Consider the following 13,425-nt stretch of genomic DNA (forward strand, 5'->3'; position numbering starts at 1 on the left):
TTTCTCTTAACGCATCGGGATGCTTTTTTTTGTAGTCATAATTTACGAATTTTAATTATCTTCGTAAGGTACAAAATCTCGGTAAGTGCTACCGAAGGTTTAGTTCAACAATGGCTAACTAAAACAATAGACAAACTGGGATGTGATTGCTTCGTTCCTCGTAAAGCCTCACTCCTATCCGTTCATAACTCCTACCGATTTTTTTTTAATACCAATTTCTAAATTCCTAATTTGCGCCCTTAAATTAGAAGGAGAAAATGAAGGTCTGTATTGCCGAAAAACCAAGTGTAGCACGCGAAATCGCATCCGTTTTGGGAGCTAATACCAAGCGAGATGGGTATTACGAAGGTAATGGTTATGCTGTAACCTACACTTTTGGGCATTTATGTACCTTAAAAGAACCGAACGATTACAAACCCCATTGGAAAAGTTGGGAACTGAACAACCTGCCCATGCTTCCCGATAAATTTGAAACCAAAGTGGTCGAAAATTCGGGGATCCAAAAGCAATTCAGAATCATAAAAAGCCTGTTTGACAAAGCGGAATTGGTCATCAACTGCGGGGATGCCGGGCAAGAAGGAGAACTTATTCAGCGCTGGGTGATGAACGAAGCCAATTACAAAGGTGAAGTAAAACGCTTGTGGATCTCATCCCTAACCACCGAAGCCATCAAAGAAGGCTTTCAAAATCTAAAACCATCCGCCAACTACGATAATTTGTACTATGCCGGATTTTCCAGAGCCATTGGCGACTGGTTGCTGGGTATGAACGCCACACGTTTGTACACCGTAAAACATGGCGGATACAAGCAAGTATTGTCCATTGGAAGGGTACAAACCCCAACATTAGCGATGGTCGTGGACCGCTTCAAGGAAATTGAAAATTTCAAGCCGCAACCGTATTGGGAGTTGCAAACGGTATATCGAGAGACGCTTTTTAGTTACGAGGAAGGACGCTTTTTGAAGAAAGAAGATGGCGAAATTTTGGCCCAAAAAGTCAAAGAAAGTGATTTCGAAATAGTTTCTGTCGAAAAAAAGAATGGCAATGAATTTGCACCTAAGCTTTTTGATTTAACAGGCTTGCAAGTATATTGCAATACCAAGTTTGGATTTACGGCAGATGAAACGCTTAAAATTGTTCAGACTTTGTACGAACAAAAAGTAGTCACGTATCCCAGAGTCGACACCACGTTTTTGCCGAATGATATTTATCCAAAAGTGCCCGGGATTCTGCAAAATTTAACCAATTATGCCCCGTTGACGCAAGCACTTTTAGGAAAAAAGATTAAAAAATCGACCAAAGTTTTCAATGACAAAAAAGTAACCGATCACCATGCGATTATTCCAACGGGGATTCAAAGCAATTTGCAATACAATCAGCAACAGGTGTATGACATAATTACAAAGCGTTTTATTGCCGTTTTTTATGACGATTGTTTGGTTGCCAATACCACCATAATCGGGAAAGCAGGCGATTTAGCTTTCAAAACCACCGGAAAAGAAATCTTAAAAAAGGGCTTTCGAATAGTCTTCGAAGACTCAAACGCCAAAGAAAAAGAAGCCGATATATTACCCAGTTTTGTTGTAGGCGAAAAAGGACCGCACGAACCTTCGTTTTTAGAAAAGGAGACCAAACCACCCAATCAGTTTACGGAGGCAACCTTATTGCGCGCCATGGAAACCGCGGGCAAACAAGTGGACGATGAAGATTTACGCGAATTGATGAAAGAAAACGGTATTGGGCGTCCATCCACACGAGCTAACATTATCGAAACGCTGTTTAAACGTCAGTACATTGTTCGAAACAAAAAACAGGTGTTGCCAACGCCAACGGGAATTCAGCTGATTGACACCATTCAAAATGATTTGGTAAAGTCGGCAGAACTGACGGGTTCCTGGGAAAAGCAGTTGAAAGATATTGAAAAAGGAACCTTTACCGCTGCTGCGTTCATCAATAATATGAAACGCATGGTAGAAGTCTTGGTTTATGAAGTACGCAGTGAAACCAGACGCGCCAATATTTCGCATGCAGGAAGCGTTCAAAAAGTAGTGGTTAAAGTTGAGAAAAAGAAAGCGGCAGGAATTTTGGCGGAAGTCTGTCCGAAATGTAAAAAAGCGACACTTATTAAAGGAAAATCTTCTTATGGTTGTGGCGATTATAAAGCAGGTTGCACATTTCTATTGCCTTACACTTTTGCGGAGAAAAAAATATCTGAGAACCAATACTTGCGATTGCTGCAAAAAGGATCTACCGTAAATTTAAAAGACTTTAAAACCGATGCTGGTGCTGTGGAAGGTTTGCTCCGCTTTGATAAAAATTTTAAACTCAAATTAGAACCTAAGAAAACGGAGGCGAAAGCTATTCCAGACGAATTAGCCTGTCCGAAATGTCAAAAAGGAACGGTTTTGAAAGGAAAAACCGCTTATGGTTGCAGCAACTATAAATTGGGATGTGATTTCAAAGTTACTTTTGAGGTGGTCAGAGCAAAACTAAAAGATCAAAAACCGACTAAAGAATTGGTTTATACTATTTTGAAAGAAAACGAAAATAATTGCTGATTTCTGATTTGGGTTAATAAATTAGTAGATTGTCAATTTAAGAAATCTATAATATCAAAAATCGTTAATCTAAAATCAAAAATCTTTCTATTCTATTTTTTCATACTTTAGCTTATCCAAAATAAAACTCAATATTTACACCAATGTTTCAAAAAACGACTCTTATACTGCTTTTGTTAGCCATTGTTTCTTGCAAAAATTCTGATTCAAACAAAATTGAAAAAATCAAAGCAGCAAGTTGGCTTTTGGGCAATTGGGAAAACAAATCAGCTGATGGCAATTTAACGGAAAATTGGGAAAAAGTAAACGACAGTACTTTTCAAGCACAATCCTATTACATTAAAGAGAAAGATACGTTACATTTTGAATCGATCACATTACAACAAAAAGGAGAAGATTTGACTTATAATGCAGCCGTAAAAGGACAAAACGATGACAAACCGGTTTCTTTTAAATTGACAACTGCAACCGAGAAACAATTGGTTTTTGAAAATCCAAAACACGACTACCCTCAAAAAATCAGTTATACCCAAATTACTCCTGACAGTTTGGTGGCTAAAATTTCGGGAATTCAACAAGGGAAACCAAGTTCAGAACAGTTTTCGATGAAGAAAATCAAATAAAATTTTAACATTTAAGTTCCAATCAAAACCTTGCTCTACATAAGCAAGGTTTTTTTATGTCATAAAATACTGACTTCCAAATCACTAAAAATTATTTTTAAATATTATTTATATTTAGTCTAAATAAGTTTTATTAAATCAAAAGTGGGTTATATCTTTGCATTATTATTTTTAATCATTCCAAATAAATAATCATGAAATATATTTTGCTCCCAACTTTAACATTATTATTTAGTATGGCTGGCTTTGCCCAAGAAGCTGCAAATATTATTGAAAAAGCAAATTCAATTGAAACATTCGATACTGTTTCAGATACTATAAAAAATAAAAAAGGAGGAATTCTTAAAGAAGTTATTGTAACACAACAACAAAAATCAGTTTCAGCGGTACGATCAGGCTTAAAACCAATGGATGTTCCGCAAAGCATGCAAATAATTGGTGCAGAAATCATAGCGCAACAACAATCAATTCGACTGAGCGATGTAATAAAAAATGTTAATGGTGTTTACGTTGGATCTATACGCGGTGGGGCTCAGGAATCTTTTTGGTCAAGAGGCTACGATATGACTACTAACAACATGTTTAAAAATGGATTTCGTTTTAATGGCGGTTCAATACCTGAAGTTTCTTCATTAGAAAAAGTAGAAATACTAAAAGGAAGTGCTGCATTATTATACGGAAACGTAGCCCCGGGTGGAATTTTGAACATGGTAACCAAAGCGCCTTCATTCAAAAAGGGAGGAAAAATAGGGATGCAAATAGGAAGTTATTCATTTTACAAACCAACAATTAATATTTATGGTCCCTTAAATAAATTTATCGCTTACCGCTTTAATGGTACTTATGAAAATTCGGAAAGCTATAGAGATGTAGTAAAAAAAGAACGTTATTATATCAATCCCTCTTTTCTTTTCAAATTGAGTGATAAAACCGAAATTACCTTGCAAGGAGACTATTTAAAAGACAATTGGACACCTGATTTTGGAACGGGAAGCATTGGAAAAGAAATTCTCGATCTTCCTCGTAGTCTATATTTAGGGGCAACTTGGTCTAATGGACAAACCAAAACAGCTTCCATTTCTGGATTGGTAAGCCATGATTTCAATAAAAACTGGAAACTCGATTTTAATACTTCATTGCAAGATTACAGCAGAACTTCTAAAGGAACAGAACGTATCGTACCTGCAACTAATGGAGATTGGAAACGACCATTGGGAGAAAATAAAAACTTAGAACAAATCATAGGAGAACAATTCAGTTTGCAAGGAACTTTTACAACGGGAAAAGTTAAACACCAATTATTTATTGGTATGGATTTTGAAAACTCTTTTTTACAAGCCTATACCTTTACCTTTTCTCCAACAACTTATGGTAGCGGTACTATTTTTGATTTTAATAATTTTGATCAAGGTGGAGCTATACCAAATTCAAAAAACACTAAAATAGTAAAGACAGATACCAATCGTTTTGGAATTTACGCACAAGATTTAATTTCCGTTACCGAACAATTTAAGGTTTTGGCAGGAGTACGTTGGTCTTGGCAAGAAGCACAAGCGGAAACATCAGACATAATAAAAAACACCGTTACGGAAGAGAAAAAACGTATTGACGAGGCTTTTTCGCCAAAATTGGGACTGGTATTTCAACCCGCAAAAAACATGTCTTTGTTTGCTAGCTACGCCAACTCATTCACACCAAATACTGGATTTACAGTAAACAATGAAGTAATTAAACCTTCGGTTATAGATCAATATGAAGTTGGAGTTAAAAAAGATTTCTGGAGAGGAATATTTAGTACTAATGTAACTTTATACCAAATTACAAATAACAATTTAGCTCAGACTGCTGAATTTAAAACGGATGGTGTTACACAAAATACAGATTCGAACGTAAAAGTTTTGAGCGGAGCAACTAAAAGTAAAGGAGTAGAAATAGACATCACCGCAAAACTAATGGATGGTTTGAATATCATGGCTGGTTACAGTTACAATGACATGCGTTATACTAAAACTTCAGGATTAAACGGAAGCAATATTGAAGGAGATCGTTTGGTTAGAACTCCTGCCAACACTGCTAACTTCAGTTTATTCTACAAATTACCTGCAGGCATATTAAAAGGATTTTCTGTAGGAACCATAGCTAATTACATCGGAAAAAGAATGGGAGGATGGAACAATCAAATCGATACCACATTGCCTTCAGGAATTAATATACGAGAAATTCCTTTAAACGATTACACCACTATTGACGTATCTGCAGGGTACGAATGGAAACAGTTTTCAATCCTTTGCAAATTATCTAATATTACAAATGAATTGAATTATACCGTTCATGAAAACTACAGCGTGAACCCTATTGCACCGCGCCAAGTAATGACGAGTTTAAAATATAAATTCTAATTAAACCTTTTATTAAAAAAAAAGTCTAATTTTTTTCAAACCATTTTAACAGACCAAAAACATGAACAAAAAGACTTTCAGAAATTTACATAGAGATTTAGGCTATTTCTATATTGGACTAATCGTATCATTTGCTTTATCAGGACTTATGATGAATCATAGAGATTCTTGGCATCCTGAAAAATACACGACTGAAACTAAGACTATAGAAGTACAACTTCCTGCAGAAAGCGAAATCAACGAGAAATTTGCTGAAGATTTTGGGAAAAAATTAGGCATCGATGATAAGATGAGACGTCACACGGTAAAAAAAGGAACATTTAAAATTTCTTATGAAAACCACGATGTCGAAATTGATATGAAAACAGGAAAAGGAGAAATAGTCTCTTTTATGAAAACGCCAATCATCAGCCAATCGATGAAATTACATAAAAACGATTCCAATTTTTGGATTTATTATTCAGATATTTTTGCTTTAAGCCTAATTACCATTGCATTAACCGGAACAATAATGATCAAAGGAGGAAAATTCAGTTTCAAGCAGCGCGGCTGGAAACTGGCAGTCGCCGGAGTTATATTTCCTTTACTATTTTTGATTTTCTTTGGGTAAAACGCGTTCAACAACAATATAAAAACCTCGTATCGAAAGAAACGGGGTTTTTTGTTTAAAAAAAGAAATTGCGTTTTACTATATTTGGAGAACGGATAACAGGTTTCCAATAACTCAAATTATCGAAAAACACACCTTAATCAAAAAGTGAAAGCGAAAAAGTCATTATGAAAAATACAAACAACAACCAATTAAAGAAAAGTCTAGGTTTTGGTTTTGGTATTGCAGTATTAATTGGCGGTACAATTGGTGTTGGAATTTTACGTACACCAGGTATTATTGCAGGTATGTTAGATAATTATTGGCTTATTCTTGCCTGTTGGCTTTTTGGTGGAATTTACATCCTAATTGGGGCAAACTCCTATGCTGAATTAGCCACAATGCTACCAAAAGCGGGGGGATCGTACAATTATATAAAAAGAGCTTTTGGGGATTACGCCGGTTTCCTTTCAGGGTGGTTTGACTATATCGCAAATTCAGTTCCACCCGCTTTTTACTGTATTGTTATCAGCGAATATATTGTTGTTTTATTTCCAAGTTTAGAAAGTCAGACTACAGTTATCGCCATTGCTTTTTTAATCGCCTTTACCACACTTCATGTCAGCGGTGTAAAAAATGGAAGTTACTTCCAGCAGCTGACAAGTATTATTAAAGTTGGAGTTTTTCTAGCCTTAATCGTCGCCTGTTTTATGTATTCGGGAGTCCAGTTTAATCCTATAGAGAAAGATACCCCGTTTTTTGAAATGGGAATACTATTTGGATTTTTTAAATCACTTCAATTAATAATTGGAACTTACGATGGCTGGTATGCCGTTTGCTTTTTTGCAGAAGAGGATAAAAACCCCAGCAAAAACATTCCAAAATCATTATATACCGGCGCTATAATTGTCATTGTCCTTTATGTATTAATAAATACAGCGTTCTTTTATGTATTGCCTGTTTCCGTATTAGCCAATTCACCATTGGTAGCTGCCGATGTTGCTAAAGTGGTGTTTGGAACTCAGGGTGCAATTATAGTAACCGTTATAGCCATTTTTTCTTTGATCAGTATTCTCAATGCCTATATGATGATTCCGGCACGAATCCTATTCGGATTAAGTCGCGATGGTTTTTTTATTCAAAAAGGAACTAAAATTAACAAAGGCGGTACTCCAATAGTAGTACTTTTAGTCTCATCCTTAATTAGTTTACTACTGATCTATATCGGTTCCTTCGAAGTCTTATTTTCATTTGGAACCTTCATGTCGGTCATTGTTTGGGGATTGGCCTATTGTTCGCTTATAAAATTGAGAAATAAAGAACCCGATTTACCCAGACCTTATCGCTCTTGGGCTTATCCTTGGTCTACAATACTCGTGATTATAGCTACAGTGGCCCTATTGATGGGTTTTGCCTATAGCGACACTAAAAATTTTGTAATTATTCTCGCTATTTCATTGTTTTCCTATCCTGTTTTTTTATTTATAAATCGAAACAAAAATTAAGAAAATAAAACATATAAAAACATTTGAGATTGATCTACGTTAGAGATTTTTTAAATAAACACAATCATTTACAATGTGTTTTTTATAACATTAGCTGCGAATATTTTTTCATTTTTAAAGATTTCTATTGCAAAACTGACAACCATTAACTTTCTTTAAAAAAATCATTTAAATGAATAAATTAACGACCATAATTGGAGTTTTATTCCTAATCATTATCTCATGTTCAGAAAATGAAACCAAAGAACCAACAAATGAGAATAAAAATCCACTAATTAAAACAATAAAAGAGATAAGCTCCACAAACGGTTTGTCAACTTCATTTACTTATGATGGATTTAAGATTAAAGAAGCGACGACTACTGGTTTAAATGTTGGTCAGTTTAAAATTATTTATACCTATACTGGAGATTTGATAACTCAAGAAGATGGGTATATAAATGATATTCTTTATGTTAGTACTGAATATACTTATGAGAATAACAGGCTAAAAACTACAATTTTTAAGGATACAAATAGTGGAACTATTTCTCCCCCAATGAATCAGACTAAATTAGTTTATAACTACCTATCTGGAAACATTGTAGACATAGATATTTACACCTATAGTAATGTTTGGCAACTACATTATTCTTTCCCTAAAGTAAAAGTTCATTTTAATGGTGGTAACATTTTAAAAAGAGAAAAATTTAACTCAGAGGGGGCACTTATATCTACTATTAATTATGAATATGATAACAGCCCTAATATCTATAAAAATATAATAGGATTCGATAAGTTGTTTTTTATAAATTCCTTTGAGAATAATTTTAATAGACATTTTGATATAAAAGATATAAGCAATACTAATAATATTAAACGTATTCCGTCAGAAAATGAATATTATGGTTATAATTATAACTTAGATGGATATCCAAAAGAAAAGCTAAATTATTACAATTACGGTTTAGGTCAATATATTATCGAAAAAGGATATACTTATTATTAAACTCTATTCGTTTTTTAGTTTATGATTTTCTTAAACTATAAAATTAAAAAAATCCCAATCCTGAAATTTTCAGCATTGGGATTTCATATTTTAGAAAACTAATCCTTATTTCAATCCAGCCAAACTATGCTTGATGGTTTCAATCTTAGACAAAGCATCTGCTTCTTTTTGAACTTCGTTAGCCAATACTTTTTCTGGCGCACCAGCCACAAATTTCTCGTTTGCTAATTTGCTTTGAACTGATTTCAGGAAACCTAGCGTATAAACTAATTCCGCTTCTAATTTTGCAATTTCTTCTTCTACATTTATATTTCCGGTAATAGGAATAAAATACTCATTTGATTTTACACGGAAAGATAAAGCGCCATCCACTTTATCAGAAACATAATCCAATGAAGTGATGTTCCCTAATTTCGCCACTACCGAATCAAAATAGGTTGAAGCTTTATCATTATTCACGATTTTCAATTCAATGGTATCTCTAAAAGGAATATTCTTGTCTTTACGAATCGTTCTGATTCCAGAAATTACTTCAATAGTATTTTCGAAGTCTGAAATTAAATGGGCGTTAAAAGGTTTTATTTCCGGCCAGGTCGAAACGATTAATGCTTCTTCACTAGTTCTTTCGGCAAGAATTTGCCAAATTTCCTCTGTCAAGAACGGCATAAACGGATGCAATAATTTCATGTTGTTTTCTAACATTTCTATGGCTTTCGCCAAAGTTGCGCTGTCAATTGGTTGCTGGTATGCCGGTTTTATCATTTCCAGGAACCAAGAACAGAAATCATCCCAAACTAGTTTGTAAATCGCCATTAAAGCATCTGAAATTCTATATTTTTCGAAATTGTCCTCGATTTCCAGAAGCGTTTGTTGCAATTTGGCTTCATACCATTCAATTGCTACTTTAGATGATTCCGGTTGCGCAATAGCATCTGAAACTTCCCAACCTTTTATAAGTTTGAAGGCATTCCAAATTTTATTGGTAAACGCTTTTCCTTGGTTACACAATTCCTCGTCAAACATAATATCATTACCGGCAGAAGCGCTCAAAAGCAATCCTACACGAACTCCGTCAGCTCCAAATTTTTCGATTAAATCCAAAGGATCAGGTGAATTTCCTAATGATTTAGACATTTTACGTCTTTGTTTGTCCCGTACCAAACCAGTCAAATAAACATTCGTAAATGGTTTTTTTCCCGTATATTCATAACCCGCAATAATCATCCTCGCCACCCAGAAAAACAAAATATCCGGACCGGTTACTAAATCATTGGTTGGATAATAGTATTTAAAATCTTCGCTTTCTGGATCCATTATCCCCCCAAAAACGGACATTGGCCATAACCAAGAAGAAAACCATGTATCGAGAGCATCAACATCCTGAGTTAAGTCTGAAGTTGTAAGTAGTAAGTTATTGGTTCTTTCTTTAGCCAAAACTAAAGCTTCCTCGATGCATTCAGCAACTACAAAATCTTCCTTTCCGTCTCCATAGAAATAAGCAGGAATTTGTTGTCCCCACCATAATTGACGGGAGATATTCCAGTCACGTATATTATTTAACCAGTGTGCGTATGTATTATTAAAACGAGCAGGGTGTAATTTAATTTCACCATCGACCAATACCGATTGAATTGCAGGTTTAACCAAATCTTCCATTTTCAGGAACCATTGGTCCGACAATCTTGGCTCGATAACTGCTTTGGTTCGTTCAGAGGTTCCTACTTTATTCAAGTGTATTTCCATTTTTGCCAAAGCACCGATACTTTCTAGTTCTTTGGCAATTTCTTCCCGAACCACAAAACGATCTTTCCCTTGGTATTGTAATCCAAAACTATTCAACGTTGCATCCTCATTGAAAATATCTATTATCTCCAAATTATGCTTCTCCCCTAGTGCCTTGTCATTCATATCATGAGCAGGCGTCACTTTTAGACAACCGGTACCAAATTCGATATCTACATAGGCATCTTCAATAATTGGAATCACTCTTCCACAAATAGGGACAATTGCCTTTTTCCCTTTCAGGTGAGAAAAACGTTCGTCATTTGGATTAATACAGATAGCGGTATCGCCAAAAATAGTTTCTGGACGCGTCGTAGCAATTGTCAGGAAATCTTCACTTCCATCGATTTTATATTTTAGGAAATACAATTTCCCTTCTTGTTCTTCATAAATTACTTCTTCGTCTGACAAAGTCGTTTTTGCTTCAGGATCCCAGTTTACCATTCGGTATCCTCTGTAAATCAATCCTTTGTTATATAAATCTACAAAAGAACGAATTACCGAAGCTGACATGTCTGGATCCATAGTGAATTTTGTTCTTTCCCAATCACAAGAGGCACCCAATTTTTTCAATTGGTCTAAAATTACACCACCATATTTATCAGTCCATTCCCAAGCGTGAGCCAGAAATTCTTCCCGAGTCAAATCATTTTTATTAATTCCTTCTGCTTTCAATTTTGCAACAACCTTAGCTTCAGTAGCTATCGAAGCATGATCTGTTCCAGGAACCCAACAAGCGTTGAAACCTTTCAGACGTGCTCTTCTTATTAAAACATCCTGAATCGTATTGTTTAACATATGTCCCATATGCAAAACTCCAGTTACATTCGGTGGCGGAATTACAATAGTATATGGCGTTCTCTGATCGGGCTCTGAGTGAAAGTAATTGTTCTTCATCCAGTAGTCGTACCACTTATTCTCAATAGTTTTAGCGTCAAATTGTGCAGGAATTATCATAAAAAGCAACTGTTAAAACCAAAATTATACTTTGGTCTGATATTTGTAATTAATAGTGGGAACAAAAGTAAATAATTAAGTACACTATAAAAAGAGAAATAAATATTTGTACGTTAATTAAAACAAAGTACTTTTACTAAAATGAATTTAAAAAAATGAAAATGAAAAAAATAATTACTTTAATAGCAATCCTGTTAGTTAGCAGTGTGGGTTTTGCTCAGTCTGGAGCTAAAATTGATTTTTCAGCTAAAGACAATACTATCGATTACGGTAGAATAGCTAAATCAAACGACAATGGAATACGGGTTTTTGAATTTACAAATACGGGGAATGCACCTTTGATTATTTCCTCAATTCAGTCAACAGCAAATTGCACCATATTATCGAGTACAAAAGACCCTATACTACCTGGTAAAAAAGGAAAAATTGAGATAAAATACAATATGACTGCAGGGCCAATTCGAAAAACAATTACGGTTGAATCTAATGCCGTGAACTACGAAGAAGGAAGAGTAGCCCTAAAAATAAAAGGCGAAGTTATTGGCAATTAAATTTCCGCAGATAATTATAAAAAGCACTTTATGAAAATAATCATAGAGTGTTTTTTTTTATAAAACATTTTGCAATTGAAACTTAATTTTTAGTTTTTTGTTATTTCGTTCGACTTCCATCGTAATCCAAAGATTCTCTTCTGATTTCAAAAAGGAATTCATTTGTTGCAACGAATACTTATAGCTTGGATTCCCGTTTATAGACAAAATCATATCTCCTTTCTCTAAACCAGCAGCAAAAGAAGGTGAGTTTTTGCGAATATTTGCAATAGAATAAACAGGTTTTAGATTAAAGCTATATTTAAAATTATTGCCAGTCTTTTCTGCTTTTGTTTTAAAAGAATCCTCGGTAACAACAATAGGAACCGTTTGCAGATATACTGTTTCTTGCACCCATTGCATTCCTTGCTGCTGAATTTCGATTCCGCTTTTATTATAATTAAATGGCGCATTAAATTCCTTATTTTTCTTTAAATATAGAAGCCCGTTAGTATAATCCATAATAATTGTAAATCGTCTTAAAATATCACCCCCTACTGAGCCTACTCGACCAGCAACCATTTTTACACTTCGTAATGAACTAGAATCTGGAAAGGCAGCAATTGGATTTTTAAATTCAAATTCAGACATTTTAAATTTATTAATTCGCGCACGTTTCCCTTCAACATCTCCGCTGAATCCTTTTCCCAGAAAATCCTCAAAACTTTTAGAAGGAATTTTTATTAATTTTGAACGATTTTCAAAGAGCCAAATTGCGTCACTGTTGCCAATATCAATTAATAATTTTGCAGGAAACTCTACGGAATCGATAGTTACTGTACTTAATATATATGGTTTTAGACTTTCTATTGCGATAGCAACCTTTTCAAATTTTTTTTCTATTTTTTTTCTATTTTTCTCAATATCCCTGTGAACAATTACTCTTTTTTTTTCGTAATTGATTTCAATCAGATTATTTTTAAAAAATTGATGTCCAATAATCCCATTCACAGGAATCCCAATATGAGAGGAAAGATTAAATTCCTGGTCTAAAACAATATATAGCAAATGATTTATAGATTTTAATCCTTTAATTTCCAAGATATTATTAGTCGATTTTAATCCTTGGATGGCGTCTTCACTTCCTAAACCACGCAAAGTAATTTTTTCCACATTAGAAAATTCAATTTCTTTTTTTTCTTCCAAACTAAACAAAATAGTTTCTTCAACACCTGAATCCAACAAAAAATTTAATTCTACACCGTTGACGTTGATTGGAATGAAAATTAAATTATTAATAAATTTAAAAGGAATACTCACTTTATCAACCTCTTTACTAAACTGAAAACCATCTTGTGCTAAAATAGTCAGGGAGCTGATAAGGATAAAAAATAAAAAAATTACCTTTTTCATTAAAAATTCTTTCTATAAAGTTACTAAAAATACAACATAATTATGTGTTTTTCATGCCAAATAGACTCACTAATTGCTATA

General features: G+C 34.2%; 10 protein-coding genes. 8 read left to right on the forward strand and 2 right to left on the reverse strand.

The window, feature by feature from the left end:
• From ACFX5D_RS12820 to ACFX5D_RS12850, 7 genes are all read left to right on the forward strand, one after another.
• A partial coding sequence (locus ACFX5D_RS12820) for a hypothetical protein (RefSeq protein ID WP_379858581.1) occupies positions 1-222 on the forward strand: 222 nt, incomplete at its 5' end.
• A 35-nt stretch (positions 223-257) separates the two neighbouring features.
• Entirely contained in the window at positions 258-2,558 is a 2,301-nt protein-coding gene (locus tag ACFX5D_RS12825; RefSeq protein ID WP_379858582.1) for a DNA topoisomerase 3, read from the forward strand.
• Between the two features lie 143 nt (positions 2,559-2,701).
• Positions 2,702-3,181, forward strand: coding sequence for a DUF6265 family protein (locus ACFX5D_RS12830; RefSeq protein ID WP_379858583.1), 480 nt, complete (start codon positions 2,702-2,704; stop codon positions 3,179-3,181).
• A gap of 194 nt (positions 3,182-3,375) precedes the next feature.
• Positions 3,376-5,580: a TonB-dependent siderophore receptor gene (locus ACFX5D_RS12835; RefSeq protein WP_379858584.1), complete on the forward strand. Its 2,205-nt coding sequence runs from the start codon at positions 3,376-3,378 to the stop codon at positions 5,578-5,580.
• Positions 5,581-5,641: 61 nt separating this feature from the next.
• A complete protein-coding gene (locus ACFX5D_RS12840) occupies positions 5,642-6,190 on the forward strand; it encodes a PepSY-associated TM helix domain-containing protein (RefSeq protein WP_379858585.1) in 549 nt (182 codons plus the stop codon).
• A 167-nt stretch (positions 6,191-6,357) separates the two neighbouring features.
• Positions 6,358-7,674, forward strand: coding sequence for an APC family permease (locus ACFX5D_RS12845; protein ID WP_379858586.1), 1,317 nt, complete (start codon positions 6,358-6,360; stop codon positions 7,672-7,674).
• A gap of 172 nt (positions 7,675-7,846) precedes the next feature.
• Positions 7,847-8,662 (forward strand): hypothetical protein, encoded by an 816-nt coding sequence (locus ACFX5D_RS12850; protein ID WP_379858588.1) that lies wholly within the window; start codon positions 7,847-7,849, stop codon positions 8,660-8,662.
• Between the two features lie 105 nt (positions 8,663-8,767).
• On the opposite strand, the gene ACFX5D_RS12855 is transcribed toward ACFX5D_RS12850, so the two are convergent.
• Positions 8,768-11,401 carry a valine--tRNA ligase gene (locus tag ACFX5D_RS12855; RefSeq protein WP_379858589.1) on the reverse strand — a complete coding sequence of 878 codons (2,634 nt, stop codon included), beginning with the start codon at positions 11,399-11,401 and terminating at the stop codon, positions 8,768-8,770.
• A gap of 161 nt (positions 11,402-11,562) precedes the next feature.
• Between ACFX5D_RS12855 and ACFX5D_RS12860 the strand changes: the two genes are divergently transcribed.
• Positions 11,563-11,952, forward strand: coding sequence for a DUF1573 domain-containing protein (locus tag ACFX5D_RS12860; RefSeq protein WP_379858591.1), 390 nt, complete (start codon positions 11,563-11,565; stop codon positions 11,950-11,952).
• Positions 11,953-12,009: 57 nt separating this feature from the next.
• Here ACFX5D_RS12860 and ACFX5D_RS12865 read toward each other — a convergent pair whose 3' ends face one another.
• On the reverse strand, positions 12,010-13,344 hold the full coding sequence (locus ACFX5D_RS12865; protein ID WP_379858592.1) for a PDZ domain-containing protein: 1,335 nt from the start codon (positions 13,342-13,344) through the stop codon (positions 12,010-12,012).
• Positions 13,345-13,425 lie beyond the last annotated feature (81 nt).

The sequence above is a fragment of the Flavobacterium fructosi genome, from assembly GCF_042787335.1.
GTDB lineage: Bacteria > Bacteroidota > Bacteroidia > Flavobacteriales > Flavobacteriaceae > Flavobacterium > Flavobacterium fructosi.